This is a genomic window from Paenibacillus segetis, assembly GCF_014639155.1.
Taxonomy (GTDB): domain Bacteria; phylum Bacillota; class Bacilli; order Paenibacillales; family Paenibacillaceae; genus Fontibacillus; species Fontibacillus segetis.
On sequence record NZ_BMFT01000001.1, the window covers coordinates 869,291 to 890,021 of the forward strand.

The 20,731-nt window shown below is 41.7% G+C and carries 18 protein-coding genes; 15 read left to right on the forward strand and 3 right to left on the reverse strand.

The window, feature by feature from the left end; all coding sequences use genetic code 11:
* Window positions 1–80: 80 nt before the first annotated feature.
* The 6 genes from IEW05_RS03770 (at window position 81) to glnA (ending at window position 8,046) form a co-directional block, all read left to right on the forward strand.
* Window positions 81–1,682, forward strand: coding sequence for a S1C family serine protease (locus tag IEW05_RS03770; RefSeq protein ID WP_188535970.1), 1,602 nt, complete (start codon window positions 81–83; stop codon window positions 1,680–1,682).
* Window positions 1,683–1,839: 157 nt separating this feature from the next.
* Entirely contained in the window at window positions 1,840–2,529 is a 690-nt protein-coding gene (locus tag IEW05_RS03775; protein ID WP_188535972.1) for a response regulator transcription factor, read from the forward strand.
* A 1-nt stretch (window position 2,530) separates the two neighbouring features.
* On the forward strand, window positions 2,531–3,994 hold the full coding sequence (locus IEW05_RS03780; RefSeq protein WP_188535974.1) for a sensor histidine kinase: 1,464 nt from the start codon (window positions 2,531–2,533) through the stop codon (window positions 3,992–3,994).
* Window positions 3,995–4,065: 71 nt separating this feature from the next.
* Window positions 4,066–5,028, forward strand: coding sequence for a 4-hydroxy-3-methylbut-2-enyl diphosphate reductase (locus IEW05_RS03785; protein ID WP_188535977.1), 963 nt, complete (start codon window positions 4,066–4,068; stop codon window positions 5,026–5,028).
* A 253-nt stretch (window positions 5,029–5,281) separates the two neighbouring features.
* Window positions 5,282–6,325, forward strand: coding sequence for a 3-deoxy-7-phosphoheptulonate synthase (aroF, locus tag IEW05_RS03790; protein WP_188535979.1), 1,044 nt, complete (start codon window positions 5,282–5,284; stop codon window positions 6,323–6,325).
* A gap of 296 nt (window positions 6,326–6,621) precedes the next feature.
* Window positions 6,622–8,046: a type I glutamate--ammonia ligase gene (glnA, locus tag IEW05_RS03795; protein WP_188535981.1), complete on the forward strand. Its 1,425-nt coding sequence runs from the start codon at window positions 6,622–6,624 to the stop codon at window positions 8,044–8,046.
* Between the two features lie 85 nt (window positions 8,047–8,131).
* On the opposite strand, the gene IEW05_RS03800 is transcribed toward glnA, so the two are convergent.
* On the reverse strand, window positions 8,132–9,142 hold the full coding sequence (locus IEW05_RS03800) for a LacI family DNA-binding transcriptional regulator (RefSeq protein WP_229753410.1): 1,011 nt from the start codon (window positions 9,140–9,142) through the stop codon (window positions 8,132–8,134).
* 434 nt (window positions 9,143–9,576) lie between these two features.
* Between IEW05_RS03800 and IEW05_RS03805 the strand changes: the two genes are divergently transcribed.
* The 9 genes from IEW05_RS03805 (at window position 9,577) to IEW05_RS25560 (ending at window position 19,041) form a co-directional block, all read left to right on the forward strand.
* Window positions 9,577–10,926: an ABC transporter substrate-binding protein gene (locus IEW05_RS03805; RefSeq protein WP_188535985.1), complete on the forward strand. Its 1,350-nt coding sequence runs from the start codon at window positions 9,577–9,579 to the stop codon at window positions 10,924–10,926.
* Between the two features lie 97 nt (window positions 10,927–11,023).
* Entirely contained in the window at window positions 11,024–11,917 is an 894-nt protein-coding gene (locus tag IEW05_RS03810; RefSeq protein WP_188535987.1) for a carbohydrate ABC transporter permease, read from the forward strand.
* Window position 11,918: 1 nt separating this feature from the next.
* Entirely contained in the window at window positions 11,919–12,755 is an 837-nt protein-coding gene (locus tag IEW05_RS03815; RefSeq protein ID WP_188535989.1) for a carbohydrate ABC transporter permease, read from the forward strand.
* Window positions 12,756–12,804: 49 nt separating this feature from the next.
* The gene (locus IEW05_RS03820; protein ID WP_188535991.1) at window positions 12,805–15,531 is read left to right on the forward strand and encodes a GH36-type glycosyl hydrolase domain-containing protein; all 2,727 of its coding nucleotides are present in this window, start codon (window positions 12,805–12,807) and stop codon (window positions 15,529–15,531) included.
* A gap of 133 nt (window positions 15,532–15,664) precedes the next feature.
* On the forward strand, window positions 15,665–16,549 hold the full coding sequence (locus tag IEW05_RS03825) for a hypothetical protein (RefSeq protein ID WP_188535993.1): 885 nt from the start codon (window positions 15,665–15,667) through the stop codon (window positions 16,547–16,549).
* Window positions 16,550–16,708: 159 nt separating this feature from the next.
* Window positions 16,709–17,797 (forward strand): 3-phosphoserine/phosphohydroxythreonine transaminase, encoded by a 1,089-nt coding sequence (gene serC, locus IEW05_RS03830; RefSeq protein ID WP_188535995.1) that lies wholly within the window; start codon window positions 16,709–16,711, stop codon window positions 17,795–17,797.
* Between the two features lie 111 nt (window positions 17,798–17,908).
* On the forward strand, window positions 17,909–18,373 hold the full coding sequence (trmL, locus tag IEW05_RS03835; protein WP_188535997.1) for a tRNA (uridine(34)/cytosine(34)/5-carboxymethylaminomethyluridine(34)-2'-O)-methyltransferase TrmL: 465 nt from the start codon (window positions 17,909–17,911) through the stop codon (window positions 18,371–18,373).
* 206 nt (window positions 18,374–18,579) lie between these two features.
* Entirely contained in the window at window positions 18,580–18,825 is a 246-nt protein-coding gene (locus IEW05_RS03840) for an AbrB/MazE/SpoVT family DNA-binding domain-containing protein (RefSeq protein ID WP_188535999.1), read from the forward strand.
* 57 nt (window positions 18,826–18,882) lie between these two features.
* Window positions 18,883–19,041, forward strand: coding sequence for a hypothetical protein (locus IEW05_RS25560; RefSeq protein WP_194434086.1), 159 nt, complete (start codon window positions 18,883–18,885; stop codon window positions 19,039–19,041).
* A 147-nt stretch (window positions 19,042–19,188) separates the two neighbouring features.
* Here IEW05_RS25560 and IEW05_RS03845 read toward each other — a convergent pair whose 3' ends face one another.
* Together IEW05_RS03845 and IEW05_RS03850 are read right to left on the reverse strand one after the other, a co-directional pair.
* Window positions 19,189–20,256 carry a phosphodiester glycosidase family protein gene (locus tag IEW05_RS03845; RefSeq protein WP_188536001.1) on the reverse strand — a complete coding sequence of 356 codons (1,068 nt, stop codon included), beginning with the start codon at window positions 20,254–20,256 and terminating at the stop codon, window positions 19,189–19,191.
* A complete protein-coding gene (locus IEW05_RS03850) occupies window positions 20,253–20,663 on the reverse strand; it encodes a hypothetical protein (protein WP_188536003.1) in 411 nt (136 codons plus the stop codon). The genes IEW05_RS03845 and IEW05_RS03850 overlap by 4 nt, the downstream gene beginning before the upstream one ends.
* Window positions 20,664–20,731: the final 68 nt, after the last annotated feature.

Here is a 20,731-nt window from a genome sequence, read left to right on the forward strand (position 1 = left end):
GTACGCTTAAGGTTTATAGTACAGAATAAGAACATATAAACAACACCCCCTGAACAACAGGGGAAGGAGGTATAATCACTATGGATGATAACAAAAACAAACCTGACCCAACTTGGGGAATGAATGGAGATAACAATAACAAGCCGCAGGAAACACCCGAGTCTGACTCTTCATACTATTATTCCTACGGACCTTACCAATCCTATGGTAAAGATCGTGAGGAATCACGTGAAGAATATCCTTCTAACGAGCGTCGTCAACCGGAAGAGGTTGAAGTGACTAGACCACAACCGGTTAAACCGATTCCGTCATCCTATGACATTCGTCCTTCTTCAGATGGACTTAGGGGATCGAACGGAGGCGGCGGAACACCGCCAGGAAAAGGAAATGGAAATTGGCAGTATAATAAGCCACCTAAGAAAATCTCCTTCAAGAGTGTCATCGCTGGAGGATTGGCGGGTATGTTGATTCTACTAGGTGGAATGGTATATGCCGACACTCAGAACTTATTTACTGGGAATAAGTCAGCAGCTATACCGGTATCGACTTCAGGAGCAAAGAGCAATGAATCCAACTCAACGGCTTCAACGGCTTCATTTGCTATGACAAATCCTGGCGATGTGACGGCCGTGGTGAACAAAGCGGGAGCTGCTGTTGTCAAAATTGAAACACTAGTTAAATCAAGTAAACAAAGTAGAAACAATGCTTACAACAGTGATCCGTTCTATCGTTATTTCTTCGGGGATGATTCCTCCGGTAACGGTGATAGCAACCAAAACGGTGGAAGTTCTTCTGGGAACTCCGATCAGTTAGTTCCTACGGGCATTGGATCCGGTTTTATCTTTGAGAAAGACGGATATATTCTAACGAATGAGCATGTGGTTCACGATGCTGACGTTGTTCAAGTAACGTTACAAGATACGGAGAAACCTTATGAAGCTAAGGTGCTTGGTACTAGTTATGAACTTGACTTAGCTGTGCTTAAGATAGAAGGCGATAATTTCCCTTCCATCCCAATGGGCGATTCTGATAACACGGTTGTAGGTGAATGGTTGGTGGCTATTGGTAATCCACAAGGATTTGACCATACTGTAACTGCAGGTGTGCTTAGCGCCAAGGAACGTGGAGGCATTACGATCGCTGGTGAGAATGGAGAAGCCGATCGGCAGTATGAGCATTTGCTCCAAACGGATGCTTCCATTAACCCAGGTAACTCGGGTGGTCCACTTCTTAACTTGAAAGGTGAAGTTGTCGGTATCAATGTAGCCGTAAGCTCTGACTCTCAAGGTATTGGTTTTGCTATTCCAACCTCTACAATTTCTGAAGTACTAGATAAACTAAAAAATAATGAAAAAATTCCGAAAGCACCAGCACCTTTCATCGGTGCAACTTTAATGACGATGACAAGTGAAGTTGCCAAACAAATGGGTACGGATATTCAAGAAGGTTCAGTAGTTTCGAATATTATTTACAAATCGCCTGCTTATAATGCCGATCTTCGTCCTTACGATATTATCACAGGGGCAGATGGTAAAAAGTATGCGACAAAAGAAGATTTGATTGCGTATATCCAGAAACAAACGGTTGGCACAGATGTAACTTTTAATGTGGTACGTGATGGTAAAACGATCGACCTAAAAGTGACCATTGGTGACAAGAACGATTTTTCCAATTTGGAATAATGTGATTGTTCGGCCTGTAGTGTAACGAGAGACGGCAGGGCTATATGTCCTTCCGTCTTTTGTTCGTATATAGTTATTTTTTTGATAAAATAGGGATACTGAAGGTGTAGGCGAGCTGTAGCAACATCGTCGTCGCCTTATAAAAGGAGAGGTTACGATGAGATTCGAAATATTAGTAATTGATGATGATGAGAAAATCACTTCGATGTTAAGAAGAGGTTTAGCATTTGAAGGGTATGGTGTACATACAGCGAACAATGGGACGGAAGGACTGTCAAAGGTGTTGTCTGTCGATCCAGATTTGATTATCTTGGATGTGATGATGCCGATGATCGACGGTTTTGAAGTGATTCGTAGACTACGTGAAGGCGGCAGTACAACCCCGGTATTGATGCTAACAGCCAAGGACGAAGTAGAGAATCGTGTGAAAGGGCTGGATTTGGGAGCTGACGATTATTTGGTCAAGCCTTTTGCGCTTGAGGAATTGTTAGCAAGGGTACGCGCATTATTACGACGCAAAGAATCCGTAGGGGAAGCAGAGGGGCATAGGCTTACTTTTGAAGATATTGTACTTGATCTTGATTCTCGTGAAGTTGTAAGAGCAGGACAACGTCTAGAGCTTACGGCAAAGGAATTTGATTTACTATATCTTTTTATGCAGAATCCTAAGCGACTACTAACTAGAGATTTATTGATGGACAAAATTTGGGGTTATGATTATAGTGGTGAGTCCAATGTGCTTGAAGTATATATTGCTATGCTGAGACAAAAAACGGAGGAGTATGGCGGCAAACGTATCATACAGACGATTCGTGGCGCCGGTTACATTCTGAGAGGAGACTCTTAAGATGTCAATTAGACTGCGGCTAACCGCTTGGTATACTAGCATATTGGTCGTCATGCTAATTCTGTTTGGAGCTTCGATATATTGGCTTGTTTACTATAACACTTTTCAAGAAGTGAAGAATCGAGTCGAAGAACAGGGAGCTCTGATTGCTAGTGAAAACGCGGTGGGTTTATCCCAGGGATTAGATTTGAAGATGGAGCGGAGTCGAAGGATCCGATTAGAAGATGCTCGTATATTTTGGCAACTCAATAATTATGTGAAAGGCTCCATAGAGACCTCTCAAGGAATGGTTGACCGAGATATGGTATTCCCGGTTCCTAATATTGAAGAATTAAGTACGAAAGGTAACTTTCAAAATGTGACCATTAACGGTAATTCTTATATGTTGTATGAACGTGCCATTTATCTAGAAAATAAGAATGCTATTGTAGGATTGCTGCAGCTTGCAGCCGATACCAATGCAGAATATCGATTAATGGGTCAAATGAAGATTGTATTAATCTGGGGTTCGATTATTTCGATTGTGATTGCGAGTACCTTAGGATTGTTCCTTGCACGAAAATCAATGGCACCAATCGGCAAAGTGATCGAAGCCGCTAATGGGATTCAGACAGGAAATGACCTCAGCGTGCGTATTGATTATTCGGGTCCAAACGATGAGATAGGCCAACTCATTGGTACGGTTAACAACATGCTGGAGCGTACAGAGGGGTTCTATAAAGAACTGGATGATGCTTATGCGACTCAGCGACGCTTTGTCTCGGATGCTTCACATGAACTACGGACTCCGCTTACTACGATCCGCGGAAATGTCGATCTTTTGAAAAAAATGTGGACGCAGGAGAAAGAAGGAAAGGTCGCTTTAGATGAAGAGGATTTACGAAATATTTCGCTGGAGGCCATGAGTGATATTGCAGATGAATCTGAACGGATGAGCCGACTGGTGAACGACATGTTATCGTTAGCGCGAGCTGATGCTGGACATACGTTAATTAAGGATGTTCTCCCTCTCCCACCGCTAGTGGAGGAAGTTGTAAGACGCGCTCAATTTCTACCTCGTAAGGTATTATGGCTTCAAGGAGATTTGAGTGTAATTGAAAATGCATATGTGATGGGGAATAAAGATTACTTACAGCAAATGCTGTTCATATTCATTGAGAATGCGTTCAAATATACACCTGAAGGTAGTGTTACACTGGACGCTGTAGCAGCGGATAATCAGATCGGCATTAGGATCGCTGATACTGGCATTGGCATGGATCGTGAAGAAATTCCACATATATTTGAACGATTCTATCGCGCAGATCCTTCACGTGGAATCATTCAGGGAACAGGTCTTGGGCTATCGATTGCAAAATGGATTATCGATGAACATGGTGGTTCGGTTGAGGTAGTTACGAAGCGCGGTGAGGGCACAACGTTTGTAATTTGGCTTCCTGCTATCTTTGACGCTCTGGAGGAATAAGTTATAATAGACTTGTTTCCTACCGTAAGTAGATTTAGTTATGGAGACAGGAAAGTGGGGGATCAGTAACGATGGAAGTCATTAAAATATCGCCGCGAGGTTATTGTTATGGCGTTGTCGATGCGATGGTACTTGCTAGACAGGCCGCCAAGAATCTTGATTTGCCCAGGCCGATTTATATATTGGGCATGATCGTTCATAACAGTCATGTTACCACCTCATTCGAGGATGAGGGAATTATTACACTAGATGGTCCAAATCGTCTAGAAATCTTGAACCAGGTGGATAGCGGTACAATTATCTTCACAGCTCATGGTGTATCGCCAGAGGTGCGCAAAATCGCCCGGGAGAAGGGACTAACGACTGTTGATGCAACATGTCCAGATGTGACGAAGACGCATGTACTCATTAAGGAGAAAGTAGCCGAAGGTTATGATGTAATCTATATCGGTAAACGTGGTCATCCGGAACCTGAGGGAGCTATTGGCGTTGCTCCAGATCGTGTTCATTTAATTGAGAAAGAAGAAGAAATCGAGCAGCTGAGTATCGATTCAGATAAAATTATTATTACAAATCAGACTACGATGAGTCAGTGGGACATCAAACATATTATGAAGGAGTTGCTACAGAAATTCCCTGGTGCTGAAATACACAATGAGATTTGTTTAGCTACACAAGTCCGTCAGGAAGCTGTAGCGGAACAAGCAGGCCAAGCAGATTTAGTGATTGTAGTGGGTGATCCTCGCAGCAATAATTCTAACCGTCTAGCTCAAGTGTCAGAGGAGATTTCAGGAGTGACTGCTTATCGGATTGCAGATGTGACTGAATTGAATCGCGAATGGTTGATGGGAATAAATAAAGTTGCTGTAACTTCCGGCGCGTCTACACCTACGCCTATTACCCGAGAGGTCATTGCCTATTTAGAGCAATTTGATCCTAACAATGAGGACACATGGGAGATCGTGCGTACGGTTAATATGCAGAAGCTATTACCACCCGTCAAGGCAGCGGCGAAGAACAAATCAGCGGAATAATACTGCCTCAGTATAATGAAATTTACGGCGTTATGTTGGCATTTCAAACATAACGCCGTATTTTTTTATTATGGGTAATTCCCGAAGTAGTAGAAGCGAAAGTAATAAAGGGCTTGACGGTTAAGGTCATTTTCGGTATTATTGCTTTAGTAATTAAAAGCGTAGAAGCGAACAAGCGTTCAAGCATCAAAATAAAAAAGAATGAAGTGAACTTATTAGGCACTTGCCCGTTAATTATGAAAGGATGATTGAGATGATCGTTATAACTTCTAATCAAACACCTGAGAGTCGAATTCAGGAAATTATTGCAGTGATTGAAAAGGAAGGACTTCAAACGCACGTATCGCGTGGGAGTGATCGTACTGTGATTGGATTAATTGGTGCGATCGAGCCGAAGCTTGCTGAACATTTGCGTCAGATGAAAGATGTAGAGAGCGTGGTTAAGATATCCAAGTCTTACAAACTGGCAAGCCGTGATTTCCACCCAGAGGACACCGTAATCAAGATTGGTAATGTTTCTATTGGTGGAGGGGAACTTGTAGTAATGGGTGGTCCATGTGCTGTAGAATCTCCAGAACAGATTGATGAAATTGCCGCCTTAGTTAAGGCTGCTGGTGGGCAAGTACTTCGGGGAGGGGCATTCAAGCCACGTACAGGTCCTTACAGCTTCCAAGGAGTTGGTGTTGAAGGTCTCATCATGATGGCTGAAGCAGGCAAGAAACATGATTTGCTAACGATTACTGAGGTCATGACACCGGAGTATGTTGATGTTTGTGCTGAATATGCTGATATTTTGCAGATTGGAACACGTAATATGCAGAATTTCGATTTATTGCGCAAGCTTGGAACATGTGGTAAGCCGGTCTTACTGAAACGGGGATTCAGCGCAACCTACGACGAGTTATTAAATGCGGCAGAATATATTTTAGCTGGTGGTAACCCGAATGTTATGCTGTGTGAACGTGGAATTCGTACATTCGAGACATATACCCGTAACACATTAGATCTTTCCGCAATTCCTGTGCTTCAAAGCCTCAGTCATTTGCCAGTCATTTCTGACCCAAGTCATGGTACAGGAAGACGTGAGTTGGTCGAGCCGATGACTAAAGCATCTGTAGCAGCTGGTGCAGATGGACTTATCATTGAAATGCACACAGATCCTGACAATTCTATGACAGGAGACGGGGTTCAGTCCTTGTTCCCGGATCAATTTGCTTCGCTACTTCGCGACTTGGAGAAGCTTGCACCATTGGTTGGCAAACGTTTTGATACGCCGAAAGCTGCTAGCACGCTATAATACAAGAGGTATTATTAGAGTCTATATAATATTAAATAGATAAGCTGTTTTAGAAGTAGTTTAACCTACTTTTGAGACGGCTTATTTTTATGTATAAGCGCAGTTATGAGGCCTTTTATACTATTTGTAGAGAAGTTTGTACTCAATGTTATAATACCTTACATAGGGCATAAAAATACCTGACATGAGTATTGACGGTAGAAATTTCTGGTTTTATAATGACGACATAATTGAAGAAAAGGATGAACGTTAACTCTTAATTTTGAATTAATGTTCGTGATTGGGGAGGAATTTCAATGTCAGCAGAATTGGTTTTGAAGACAATTAAAGAAAAACAAATCGAATGGGTGGATTTCCGTTTTGCCGATTTGTCAGGACGGGCGCATCACATCACCTTACCGGCAAAAGAAGTAGATGAAGACACTTTTATTAACGGTGTTGCATTTGACGGATCATCAATTCCTGGATTCCGTGGAATTGAAGAGTCCGATATGGTCATGATGCCAGATCACGGCTCAATATATGTGGACCCATTCATGGCGCACCCAACGTTGAACGTATTTTGTGATATCTTCACACCGGATGGTGAACGTTACGAAAGAGACCCGCGTAGTATTGCGGTTCGTGCTGAAGAGTACTTGAAGGAAAGTGGCGTCGGAACAGCAGCGTTCTTTGCTCCAGAATCGGAATTCTTTATTTTTGACGATGTACGTCATGAGAGTGGAATGAATAAATCTTATTATTCCGTTGACTCTGAAGAAGCTTCGTGGAATACAGGACGTAGTGAAGAGGGCGGAAACTTGGGCTTTAAAATCCCAGTTAAGGGTGGATATGTTCCAGTAGCGCCGATGGATAAGCAACAAGATATCCGTAGTGAAATGTGCCGATTGTTAGAAGAAGTGGGTATCCGTGTAGAACGCCATCACCATGAAGTTGCTACTGCGGGTCAAGCGGAAATTAATTTCCGTTTCGATACATTGACTAAAACTGCTGATAATTTAATGATTTATAAATATATCGTGCACAATACGGCTGTTCAATTTGGTAAAACAGCAACTTTCATGCCAAAGCCGTTATTTGGCGACAATGGTAGTGGAATGCACGTTCACCAATCGATCTTTGATGGTGATACGCCGTTATTCTATGAAAAAGGTGCTTACGCGAATTTGAGCGAAACTGCGCTGCACTATATTGGGGGTATTCTATATCATGCTCCTGCGTTGATTGCGTTCACTAATCCCAGCACGAACTCGTTTAAACGGTTAGTTCCTGGTTACGAAGCGCCGGTTAATCTGGTATATTCCAAAGGAAATCGTTCCGCAGCGGTACGTATCCCAGTTGCTGCTGTGACACCGAAGGGTTGCCGGATTGAGTTCCGCACACCGGATTCAACGGCTAATCCATACCTTGCATTCTCTGCAATGCTAATGGCTGGGTTAGACGGAATCAAACGCAAGATTGATCCAACGAAAGAAGGATACGGACCGTTTGATAAAAATATTTATGAGCTCTCCGATGAAGAAAAAGGAGAGATTCGTAGTGTACCTGGATCGCTGGATGAAGCTTTAAATGCACTTCAGTCTGATTATGAATTTTTGACTGAAGGTGGCGTATTTACGAAAGAGTTCATCGATAACTTCGTTGATCTCAAACGGGCAGAAGCTAGATCGGTAGCCATTCGCGTTCATCCACACGAATTTGGTCTTTACTACGATTTGTAGGATTACTAAGAAAGATAATATTTGTATAACAAACAGGGTGTAGATCGCATTTTGATCTACACCCTGTTTGTTATTGTTACTATGTTTACTCGTAGATACTGCCTAGATTCATACCACTTCCACATGACTCACGAATAACCAATTCCGGTTCTACCACAACATTCACTGTTTCCGATTGATTATTGATTAGGTCAAATAACATAAGCGAGGCCAACCTACCGATTTTGTCTTTGTTCTGCTTAATTGTCGTTATGGATGGGCTTGTATATTGACATGCCTCAATATCATCACAGCCAATAATGGCTACATCTTGAGGTACACTTAAATGATTCTCTTTGAGTGCTCTCATTGCCCCGATAGCAATCAGGTCTGATGCTGCAAAGATGGCCCGTGGAAGGCTGCCAGATTGTATCATTCTACTCATCGCTTCATAACCGCTTGATTCAAAGAAGTTATCCCCATTAACGAACCAATTATCGTTTTGTGGAAGTCCAAAGTTCTCAATTGCATCTTTATAACCAGTTTCACGCATATTAGAGATATCGGATTCCAATGTACTTCCGATGTACCCCAGTTCTCGGTAACCCTGTAAATAAAAATGTTCGACAACCTTGTATGACATTTTATAGTTGTCGGACATAATATAACCAGAATTTTTGCCCTTGAGGTGGATATCGACGCCGATACATGGGATTTCGCTGAGATCTAACTCGGTAATGGATTGTTCCAATTGTTGTCCGGTAACAATAATACATCCATCTACATGAAAGTGTAAGCAGCGTGCTACATAATCCCCATCCACGGAGTGGAATTTCTCATTGGAGAAAAACAGGAGATCGTATCCTAAGAAGCCCATATGCTTCTTGAACGAGTTAAGCACTCCTAGAAAAAATGGATGTGTGAAGTCGACATTTAGCTTTCCCGCAAAAATAACGCCAATGAGATTGGATTTCTTGGTTGCCAACGTTTTCGCGGAATTCGAAGGGACATAACCAGTTTGTCTCATGATTTCAAGGACCTTAGCTTTGGTATCCTCGGAAATATCGCTGTAGTTGTTAATAATCTTGGAGACAGTTGATACGGAGACTCCAGCCATTTCAGCAATGGTTTTAATGTTTACCGACACGATCAAGCCCTCCTAGAGTTCAAAACAAATCTATACTTTAAAATCATCTTGTCATTAAGGATGATCATGGAGTCGAACATTCTGTTAAGCCTTATCCTATATACGAAAATTGTTTTCGTAAAATAGTGTACAAGTTATTTAAAGGGTAGTCAATTAGATTAATGTGAGGGAGAACAAAAAAACCATATATGAATAGGTTTTATGCTAAATATAACGATACTTATTTATATAAGAAGCGAAATTTCTGACATTAAAAAATAACTTTACAAACAAAAAAATCAATGCAATAATGGCAATGACGAAACCGCTTTCGTTAAAAATATCGCAGATACATTGGATTTTACGAAAATTAACGAAAATAAGTTTCGAAACAAAAATTTTGATAACACAGGGGGTTATTTAAAATGATTAAGAGAATTCCTGCTCTAGTCCTATCTGGTGCTCTAACACTTAGTTTGGCGGCATGTGGAAGCAATAATACCGCTACAGAAGGAAATGGTGGTAGCAAACCATCGGGAGAGAAAAAGGTAGTCAAAATTCTTCACTGGAAACAAGGTAACGTTAATGCAGCAATGGAGGAAATTAATAAGGCGTTTGAAGCTAAATATCCAGAATATAAAGTTGAGTATACGACAACCGGTCCGGATGACGAGTACAAGCAAGCGCAAAGAGCAAGAATTACTGCAAACGACGTTGACATTCTTGCCGACCTCTCAGGTATGAGATTGTCTCCGAAAGATTGGACTCCAGGAGCGAAAGTGCCTGACTGGCAACAATGGATTGATTCTGGCCTCATCGCTGATTTGTCAGATCAAGAATTCGTGAAGAAATGGAATGCTAACGATATCGAAAAAGCAGGTACCTACAACGATAAAGTCTATGCGATTCCAACTGGTAAAGTAGCGATGTCCGGGTTATTCTACAACAAACAAATTTTTGAAGATAATGGACTGAAAGTCCCTACTACTTGGACAGAGTTCCTTAAACTTTGTGAGGATTTGAAAGCAAAAGGTATCACTCCAATCGGCGTAGCTGGTAAAGATGTATGGCCTTTGAAACTGCCTGTATTCGCACTGCAAGCGAAAATTCTTGGCGGTGGAGATCAACAAAAATGGATTGAAGGCGTTTGGAAAGGCGAAACTGCATTTAACGATGCGGAAGCCGTAGAAGTTCTAGAAAAAATGAAGACTCTTCAAGATAATTATATGATTGATGGATTTATGGGAATTGACTATGCATCTGCACCTTCCATTTTTGCAACTGGAAAAGTGGCCATGCTTGCTGATGGTTCATGGGATGCACCAACAATTGCTACTGCAAATCCAGATTTGAAATTTGGTTATTTCCCAGTTCCAGCTACTGAAGACGCTGCGAAAAATGCATCTTTCGTTGGTAAATACGATGTAACCTGGTACGCAGCAGAAAAAGGTCCGAACAAAGAAGGCGCTTTGAAATGGTTGGAATTCTTCTCTGAACCAGAGAACTACACGAAATATGTCAAGGCTGCAGGATTTATTCCGACTCAAGATAATATCTCTACTGAAAGCGAATTTATCGACAATGAACTTACCCCTTACTTGGGTGACTTCGAACTTGCATATGAGATTATGATGATCAACCGTCAAAACGTGGGTGAGCATCTCGCTGCTGAAGGTGTTCATACTGAATATCTAGCTCCAGGCGGAGAATTTAAAACAGCTAAAGAATTGGCTGATGTACAGCAAAAAGAATGGGAAGCTGCTGCTCCTAAATGATTTAGGCGCTGATATAACTTATAGAACCAAACTGTATCGGGGTCTGAGTTATCAGACCCCGCTAGTTTATTGACATGGATAGGTGAGGTGAGAGAGTTTGTATCCATTTGGAAAAGGTTTTAACCGTTACGTACCCTTGCTGCTGTTGCTTATACCTTTTTTATTGTACGTAATATTCTATTTTGGTCCTTCAGTATTAACGGTTATTTACTCCTTTACGGATGTAAAGAATATACCTGGAAGTCCTGTTAACTTTGTAGGACTTGATAATTATTATGATGTATTCTTCTCTGGGAACTCTGGAGAACGTTGGCGCTCAATTACAAACACGCTAATCTTCATGGTTGTTGTAACAGTTGTACAGAATGGGGTAGCTTTGTTTATTGCTGTTTTGATTAATCAAAGGTTGCGTGGCGATAATTTCTACCGTGCCGTGTTCTTCATGCCGGTTGTTCTAGGTGTCGCTGTAGTTTCGTTAATTTGGGGCATGATGTTTGATCCACTTAGTGGCCCTGTGAACATGTTATATGAGTGGCTGTTTGGATATAAAGATATGTTCTTTGCCAGCTTTACACATGCTTTTGGTTACATTATCTTTGTACAGATTTGGATGTACATGGGTTACTCTATGTTGATTTTCCTTTCAGGACTTCAGTCCGTGCCTAAAGACTTATACGAGGCAGGATATATTGATGGAACTACAAAATGGCAGTCATTCCGCCATATTACATTCCCTCTAATTGCATCGTCATTTACCGTTAACATGTTGCTTTCGATTATCGGGGCGATGTCGACGTTTGATATTATTTTGGCAACGACAGATGGACGATTCAATACAAGAACAATGGCTTACGACGTATATAAAGAGACATTCCGTGGTAGCTTGGAGATGGGACTTCCTTCGGCCCTTTCCGTTGTTCAGTTCCTTATGATCCTAGTCTTCGTTATCGTTGCTGTTAAACAAATGCGTAAGAGAGAGGTGGAATATTAAAATGAAGAAGTCAAAATCATTTACTATTCTGTCTTACTCCGTAATTTTTGTACTATTGATACTGTATATCGCACCTCTGATCCTTGTTCTTAACGTTTCGCTCAAATCATATCCAGAGTATCTAATGAACCCCATTGGTCTTGTAAAAGAAGTGCAGTGGAGCAATTACGTTGATGCTTGGACGGAAGGGAACTTCGCCAATTACTTTATTAACAGTATTATTTATACGGTAGCTGCAACTGTATTGACAATCATTGTATCCGTTATGGGTGCATTCCCAGTTGCCCGCGGTTATGTAAAGTGGAGCGGATTTATTTACCTGTTCTTCTTGCTGTCGCAATTTCTGCCAAATCCAATGGTTTCTCAATATAAATTGATGCTATCACTGCGGGAAAGTTTGGATATCTTCGGATATGATACCAAGTTAGGTTACATCATATTGAAAACGAGCGGTACAGGTGTCGTGTTCATGTTGTTCGTTGGTTATATCAAATCCATTAGTCGCGACTTGGATGAAGCTGCGGGAATGGATGGATCTGGCTATGTTCGCTACCTGTTCCAAATGATTATGCCGTTGATGAAACCGGTTATTGCAACGGGTGTCATTCTGACAGCGATTGGGATTTGGAACGACTTTGTCGGTCCGATTATGTACTTGCCTAGTAAGGTGAATTACCCAATCACATTCGGATTGAAGGAGTTCAAGGGGCAATACGGAAATAACTGGCCACTTCTTGCCTGCGGTATTACTCTTGTTGCTGCTCCGCTTATGGTGTTATATTCCTTCATCCAGAAATATCTTGTAGATGGAGCTTTAGCAGGTGCAGTTAAATCTTAAGAAGTAAAGTTAAAAATGTGGTGATTTCAAAGTGAGAGGAAGAAGCAAAATGAGCCAACAGGGCTGGAAATTTCAGGGGAAACAAGGGGAGTTTAAGCTAACTCATCCGGAGAATCATAGCTATTTATACTTTCCTTTAGTGAATGAGGCGGGAATGATGTCCGCTATTACACCGAATTTGCATGGCGAGATCACCTCAAGTCATAATACATTCCTTATGGAACCAGTTTCTGTGGACAACTTACACAATTCCAAGGCATCGCGAAACTTTTGGGTTCATATTGAAGGTTACGGTGCTTGGTCAGCTAGCGGCAATTCGGCAAGACAGAACGCTCAGCAGTTCTCTGATGCCAAAGAAGATAGCTTCATGGAAGCAGGATTTTTGTGGCATAAATTAACACGGAATAATCAAGAGGTTGGCTTGAAGGCTGAGACGGTTAGCTTTGTCCCCGTTACTGATGACAAGGTAGAGCTAATGAAAGTGAGTTTGACCAATACGGGTAAATCCCCTATCCAATTGACTCCGACAGCAGCAATTCCTTTGTACGGACGTTCTGCAGATGACCTTAGGGATCATCGTCATGTAACTTCATTGCTTCATCGTATTTATCCTTCTGAATACGGGGTAGAAGTGCAACCAGCGCTTTCTTTTGATGAAAGAGGACATCGTATTAACAAAGTAACTTATGGAGTGTTGGGCTCTGACGCTAGTGGAGCAGCACCAACAGGATTATTCCCAGTAACTGAGGAGTTTGTTGGTGAAGGTGGGGCGCTTGATTGGCCTGAAGCCGTTGTTGCCAATTTAGAGCCAAACACTGCACGTGGGGTAACAATCGAAGGTTATGAAGCTGTAGGTGGATTGCGGTTCGAGCATGTGCAATTATTACCTGGGCAATCAGTCTCCTATATTGTGGCTATGATTATTTCTGATGATCGGATCGAAACTGAGCGTTATGCTAAAGATTATTTATCTGAAGCTTGTTTTAATGCTCTATTAGAAGAGAATAAGACTTATTGGCTAGAGAAGCTGGACACTATCTCATTCCATTCAGGAGATCAAGAGCAAGATATGTGGATGAAGTGGGTAACGCTACAGCCCATTTTGAGACGTATGTATGGTAACTCCTTCCTTCCATATCATGACTACGGTCGTGGTGGCCGTGGATGGCGCGACCTATGGCAAGACTGCTTGGCGTTGATGGTCATGGAGCCGTCCGAAGTGAGATATCTTCTCCACAATAACTATGCGGGTGTTCGTATTGATGGAAGTAACGCGACGATCATTGGATCAAAACCGGGTGAATTTGTTGCTGATCGGAATAACATTCCACGGGTTTGGATGGATCATGGAGCTTGGCCATTGCTGACTACATTGCTCTATATTCGTCAAAGTGGGGACATAGACTTCTTGTTACAACCACAGTCTTACTTCCGTGATTCCTTCGTCAAGCGTTGTCATGATCGTGATCTTTCTTGGAAGCCTGAGCACGGTAATCAGCTCCTGTCTCGTGAAGGAAGTCTTTATGAGGGAACTATTCTAGAGCATATTTTGCTACAAAACATCGTCCCATTCTTTAATGTTGGCGAACATAACAATATCAAATTGGAAGGCGCCGATTGGAATGATGGTCTTGACCTTGCTCCAGATCGGGGAGAGAGTGTTGCGTTTACCGCTTTCTATGCTAGTAATTTGCTAGAATTGTCTGAATTATTGCTCCATTTGAAAAAGGTTTCAAACATGGAGACCATCGAACTGGCAGAAGAAATGATCGTATTGTTCGATACATTGTCAAGTGCGATTTCATATGAGAGTATCACTGACAAGCATGCTTTATTGGAACGGTATTACGATTCCATTGTTCCGACGATTAGTGGTAAAAAACTCAAGTTGGACATTGAAAAAGTAGCAGCCGATTTACAACATAAAGCAGAATGGGTAATTGACCATCTCCGCAAAAATGAATGGATCGTGAACAAAGAAGGCTTTGAGTGGTTCAACGGATACTATAATAATGACTCAGAACGCGTAGAAGGAGATTATCCTAGTGGTGTAAGGATGACGCTTACGGGTCAAGTGTTCAGCATTATGGGTGGAATCGCTACAGATGAACAGGTTGGCAAAATTGTAAATGCTGTGGATCGGTATTTGAAGGATGATCATATCGGTTATCGTTTGAATTCGCAATTTGGTGGTATTCAGCAAAACCTAGGTCGGGCTTTTGGCTTTGCCTTTGGACACAAAGAGAATGGAGCCATGTTCAGCCACATGACCGTGATGTATGCCAATGCACTTTATAAACGCGGTTTTGTCAAAGAAGGTCATCAGGTACTAGACTCGATTTACTCTTTATCCGCAGACTTCGGCACAAGCCGGATGTATCCTGGGGTTCCAGAGTATATCAATGAGAAAGGCCGGGGTATGTATACTTATTTGACAGGGTCAGCCAGCTGGTTGCTACTGACCGAGCTTACTGAAGTATACGGAGTGAAGGGTCATTACGGAGATTTGCATCTGGAGCCAAAGCTTACAAAAGAGCAGTTCGATCAAGAAGGCAATGCTTCTGTCGAAACGTTGTTCGCCGATCGGATGTTACGTATTGTGTATCATAATCCTAAGCATGCTGATTTTGGGCAATACCGTATTGCATCTATCACTTTAAACGGTAAGCCGATCTCTTATGAAGAGCATGGCTTGGGTAGCCTTATTGGGCGTTCAATATTGGAGTCGCTACCTAAGGACAATACTCATACTATTGATATTATCCTTGATGTATAGTCGAAATTAAGTGTTAGCAACATGAACTTCAGTATATAACTTGATGATGAAGACCCTGGTCCTTACTAGAAGGCCAGGGTTTCTCTTATAAACTATTACTTTAATCGTTATAGAATAAAGAAGGGGATGCTATATGGCATATCAACTAAAAAATGAACATTTGATTATTGACATTGCGGAACCTGGTGATTACCAACGTACTCGTTTTGATTGGAGTGGGTTTATCACGGGAACGACTCTGATCCAAGGGAATCATACCTTTTGCGTACCGGAAAGCCTGATTCCGATGCAAGGAACTGGGGGAATAGGGATATGTAATGAGTTTGGATTGGCGAAGGCGATTGGGTACGATGAGGTGGGAGTGGGAGAACAATTCCCTAAGCTTGGAGTAGGTTTACTTACAAGAACCAGTGATACAGCTTATGAATTTAATCGAGACTATCCTCTCGATTCTTTCGAGATCAGTGTAGAGCATTCCGGACCGCAGAGCATCACTTTTACCGTACTACCCAAGGATTGCAGGGGCTACGCCGTTTCATTGGTTAAGACAATTTCGGTTGAGAATAACCGGTTAATTGTAGACTACTGCCTTCATAATACGGGAACAAAGGGGATTCATACCCACGAATATGCTCATAACTTCTTCGGCATTGACGGCCGTAAGGTAGGGCCCGATTATGTCCTGAAATTTCCTTTCGCATTACGTCCATGGAATGATGATAAAGAGACGATGGAGGGACTTTCGTTTCACAAGGGGGAGGTTCGCTGGAGCGGGGAGCCAGAAGAGGAGTTCTATTTCTGCTTAGATGGATTTGAAGGCCAGGCATATCCTTGGATGTGGGAGCTTCTACATGAACCTAGCCATACAGGAATACGTGAGCTTAGTAAGTTCTCCGTTTCCTCTGTCGCGGTATGGGGGAAGGGGCATGTTGTATCACCTGAAATATTCATTGAGTTAAAGCTTAACCCTGGTGATAAGAAAAATTGGTCCCGTGTGTATGAGTTTTTCACAAGGTAACACATAAATTCTTTGCCGAGATCAAGCGTTAATGTGTCAATTCTGCAAACTATGTTTTTTGATGCAATATACGCTTGCTGTCAAAAAGAATAGTTGCTATGATAATTCTTATCTATAACTTCGAACTATATAAAACAGGATAAGAGAGGGTGGGGGATTATGAGTAAGAGAGCTTATAACTTTAATGCCGGACCGGCTGCACTGCCGCTTGAAGTGCTAGAACGGGCACAAGCTGAATTTGTTGATTATCAAGGTACTGGAATGTCAATTATGGAGATGTCTCACCGTGGTGCGGTTTATGAGGCAGTTCATAACGAAGCTGCAAGTCGCCTGTTGAATCTACTAGGTAATCCGCAAGGGTATAAAGTATTGTTCCTGCAAGGCGGAGCTTCAACTCAATTCGCTATGCTCCCAATGAATTTCTTGACTGAAGGTAAGACTGCCGGTTATGTGAAGTCGGGAAGCTGGGCTAATAAGGCAATTAAGGAATCCAAATTGATCGGTAGCACTTTTGTAGCAGCGTCTTCGGAAGAGAACAAATATATGTCGATGCCCGATGTAAGTAACCTTGAACTACCTGAGAATACGGCTTACCTACATTTGACTTCCAATGAAACGATTGAAGGAACGCAGTTCCAAGAGTTCCCGGATACAGGTAATGTTCCATTGATCGCAGATATGTCTAGTGACATTTTGTGTCGTCCGTTTGATCTAACTAAGTTTGGCCTTGTCTATGCAGGGGCTCAGAAAAATTTAGGTCCTTCGGGTGTGACGGTTGTTCTTGCTCGTGAAGAATTGCTGCAAAATTCACCAAGTCATATCCCTACGGTTCTACGGTATGACACACATGCCGAGAATAATTCTTTGTATAATACCCCGCCATCTTTCGCAATTTATATGGTAAATCAAGTATTGAAATGGATTGAAGAGCAAGGTTCTTTAGAAGGTATTGAGAAGAAGAATCGTGAGAAGGCTAGTCTTCTCTATAATGCTATTGACGAAAGCGCCGGTTTCTTCCGTGGTTGTGTAGATCCTGCCAGCCGCTCGATCATGAATGTAACATTCCGTCTTGGTTCTGAGGAACTGGAGAAGTTGTTCATTAAGGAATCAGAAAAAGAAGGATTTGTTGGTCTGAAAGGACATCGTAGTGTTGGAGGGCTTCGTGCTTCCATCTACAATGCAGTCCCATATGAAAGTATTAAGGCGTTAGTTGACTTTATGAGTCAGTTCCAAAAGTCACACGGATAGGACAGGATAGTTCCTATTTAGGATAGCAAAAGCCTTTCGCTGGAAGACAGCGAAAGGCTTTTGCTTGATAGCTAGAAGTTAGCAAATTCATAAAGTGAGGTGCCATTCATCATGACATTGCATATCGTGCTCGTAGAACCAGAAATCCCGGCAAATACCGGAAATATCGCAAGAACGTGTGCGGCTACCGGTGTACATTTACACTTGGTACGTCCACTTGGTTTTCGTACCGATGATGCTACATTAAAGAGAGCAGGACTTGATTACTGGTATGCGGTGAATATCGAATATCATGACTCTTTTGCAGAGGTTGAAGAAAAGTATAGCGGCAGTCGGTTTTTCTTTGCATCAACCAAGGCGGAGAAAAGGTACAGTGATTTTGAATACAAAGATGGGGACTTCTTTGTATTTGGTAAAGAGACTAAAGGCCTACCCGTTGAATTACTACAAGCCAACTCAGATACTGCGATTCGGATGCCGATGACAGATAAAGTACGATCTCTGAATTTGTCGAATTCTGCCGCGATTATTGTGTTTGAAGCTTTACGACAATTGGATTTTCCAGATATGAAATAATGCTTAGATAAGGCCAGAGTAATGGGATCGATTGTGACCCGGTATAAGCCATTTGGACCTGTTGTACGAGGAAATCCTGCTAAAATAATAAAATTTGTCGAATTGTAGCAGGAATCTTGATAAATATAGCGAAATATTAAGTGAGTGTGTTCTCGATTTATATGTAAAATATCCATTATATTTTTCAGGAGAGGTGTACGTTAATTATGAAACCTGCTGGTGTGGTCCGCAAAGTGGACCAACTGGGTAGAATTGTTTTACCCAAATCTTTGCGCAAGAGATATCAAATGAATGAAGGAGATCCTGTTGAAATTTTAGTACAGGGTGATCATATCATTTTGGAGAGATATCGCCCGAAATGCGTATTCTGCGGATCTATGGAAGGCGTAAGTGAGTTTAAGGAACGCTCCATTTGCAGTCAATGCCTAGGTGATATGACACAATTGATCTAAATGAAATTTAAAATGAGAGAAGTATCCGAATCTAGAGATCGGATACTTCTTTTTTTCATGAATGAAATGACGAAGACGCAAATAAATAAGCATCCTTTCGCAGGAGGCTTATTTATTAACCGTGCTTTATCAATAGAAGACGATCCAAGTTACTTCTTACAGGCCTTTAGTTTTATCGTCGTTATAGGACGAAGTCAAGATGCCACACAAAAATAGGGCCAGCACTAATGCAATAATCCAAAACGTAATTGAGAAGGACAAAGCTGAACACCTCCAAGATTTAATCCCCTATAGTATACCTTTCTCTTGGAAAAAAATAAATGCCATTATGATATTTTTCGCAGACAAAGAGAAACTACAGTGCTACTTGAAGAATAGAAAGTGCGTTGGAACAGGACGAAGCGAGCCATCTGAAGGGTTATTGATAACTCGTCCATTCACAACAAGTGATGAAGAACCACCGCCATCCAGATTATAAGCATCTTTGACAGCAAGCTTCATTAGTCTCCCCTGAAGCTCCTCAAGCGTGGCTCCAGAGCTTCCGCTTTCATTGTAGCCATCGACAACAATAATGAGTAACTGATCATCTTTGTAATTCCCGATGACCGTACGTGGTGCACGAAGAGGAGAAGTCTGCCACTTGGTAGGGATGGTTGTCTTCTTACCATCCTTAAGTAATACAGGGACAAATGATGCACCAAACAAGGGGTTAAGCTTATCCAGGTTTTCTTTTCGTTGAAATTTCCCGCCAATCAATTTCCCCGATGAATTCAAACCAACGAAGAATAGATCCTTGAAAGTTGGCTCAAACCCAGTTAAATATTTGCCGTTCATTATTGTAGTACTCAGTGGATAACGTTTGCCACTAGAATCTGCAAACCCTCCAGCATTAATTCCCGCTACGGCGCCGTAACGATTTACGGCATGCAATGTCGTCTCAGAACCACCGAGTTTATCGTTACCCAACGTCATTTTCATGGCATCTGTTGATTTGAGCTTGATTTTCATAGCGTAACCTTTATAAGTTCCGGGATTCATCTTATATAGTTGAATCTTAATTTTATCGCTTTGTATTGTTTGGAATGGCGTTCCTAATTTAGATGAAATACGATCGTCATAAATATTCTCGGGACTTACGGCTGCTTTTTGCGCCATCTTAACGATGGAAGACATCGTTGACGTTGTCTTATGGTACAGCTCAGCAGTCGTTTTAATGGAGGAGATTGTAGTCTTTGCCATATTTTCAGCCTGACTCAGCCCTTCCGCTATATTTCCTGTCGTAGTCAAAATATCACTATCCGTTGTAATGGTGCTAGATTGACTCTCCCATTCAATTAAAGTGCCACTTATGAGTAGTGCTATGAGCAGGCCTAATAAAGGGCCACAAGCAAGTAGAAAGAAACGGTTGATTTGTTTTGTCTCAGTCATCATTTGAGTAAATCCATTTGTTTTTGTAGCTTGGCAAGCTGCTGCTTCACATCACTTAATTGGGAGTATAGCTTGTTGCTGTTATCCGTTTTATCGCTTGTGTTGTCTTTGGTAAAAGTGAGTAGTTCATTGAAGGTTTCGACCTTACTCTGTAATGTCTGAACCTCCTGGGACAATGTGGATAATTGAGTAGTGTAGTCGGCTTTCATCCGTTCTGTTTGTATATGCAATTTGGCTTCTAGTTGCTCAAGCATCGATTTCTTCAAATGATTGCTATATAGGAGGGCACCCGTTACACCCGCACCAATTAATAGAATCCAGATCAGTATTACAATTTTTGGGGATGTCTTTCGCGTTTTCTTATTTCGGGTGGGGCTTGTATTTGCTACAGGCTCCGTATAGTAAGACATGGAGATCACCTCTAGTATTTATTTCAAATTAATATTTTAACATGAGCCTACTTGATTCGCAAAAATAA

Coding starts and splice junctions, on each gene's coding strand:
- IEW05_RS03805 (WP_188535985.1), top strand. CDS start 9,577: ATGATTAAGAGAATTCCTGCTCTAGTCCTATCTGGTGCTCTAACACTT.
- IEW05_RS03775 (WP_188535972.1), top strand. CDS start 1,840: ATGAGATTCGAAATATTAGTAATTGATGATGATGAGAAAATCACTTCG.
- IEW05_RS25560 (WP_194434086.1), top strand. CDS start 18,883: ATGAATGAAATGACGAAGACGCAAATAAATAAGCATCCTTTCGCAGGA.
- IEW05_RS03820 (WP_188535991.1), top strand. CDS start 12,805: ATGAGCCAACAGGGCTGGAAATTTCAGGGGAAACAAGGGGAGTTTAAG.
- IEW05_RS03845 (WP_188536001.1), bottom strand. CDS start 20,256: ATGATGACTGAGACAAAACAAATCAACCGTTTCTTTCTACTTGCTTGT.
- trmL (WP_188535997.1), top strand. CDS start 17,909: ATGACATTGCATATCGTGCTCGTAGAACCAGAAATCCCGGCAAATACC.
- serC (WP_188535995.1), top strand. CDS start 16,709: ATGAGTAAGAGAGCTTATAACTTTAATGCCGGACCGGCTGCACTGCCG.
- IEW05_RS03780 (WP_188535974.1), top strand. CDS start 2,531: ATGTCAATTAGACTGCGGCTAACCGCTTGGTATACTAGCATATTGGTC.
- IEW05_RS03785 (WP_188535977.1), top strand. CDS start 4,066: ATGGAAGTCATTAAAATATCGCCGCGAGGTTATTGTTATGGCGTTGTC.
- aroF (WP_188535979.1), top strand. CDS start 5,282: ATGATCGTTATAACTTCTAATCAAACACCTGAGAGTCGAATTCAGGAA.
- IEW05_RS03800 (WP_229753410.1), bottom strand. CDS start 9,142: ATGGCTGGAGTCTCCGTATCAACTGTCTCCAAGATTATTAACAACTAC.
- IEW05_RS03815 (WP_188535989.1), top strand. CDS start 11,919: ATGAAGAAGTCAAAATCATTTACTATTCTGTCTTACTCCGTAATTTTT.
- IEW05_RS03825 (WP_188535993.1), top strand. CDS start 15,665: ATGGCATATCAACTAAAAAATGAACATTTGATTATTGACATTGCGGAA.
- IEW05_RS03850 (WP_188536003.1), bottom strand. CDS start 20,663: ATGTCTTACTATACGGAGCCTGTAGCAAATACAAGCCCCACCCGAAAT.
- IEW05_RS03840 (WP_188535999.1), top strand. CDS start 18,580: ATGAAACCTGCTGGTGTGGTCCGCAAAGTGGACCAACTGGGTAGAATT.
- glnA (WP_188535981.1), top strand. CDS start 6,622: ATGTCAGCAGAATTGGTTTTGAAGACAATTAAAGAAAAACAAATCGAA.
- IEW05_RS03770 (WP_188535970.1), top strand. CDS start 81: ATGGATGATAACAAAAACAAACCTGACCCAACTTGGGGAATGAATGGA.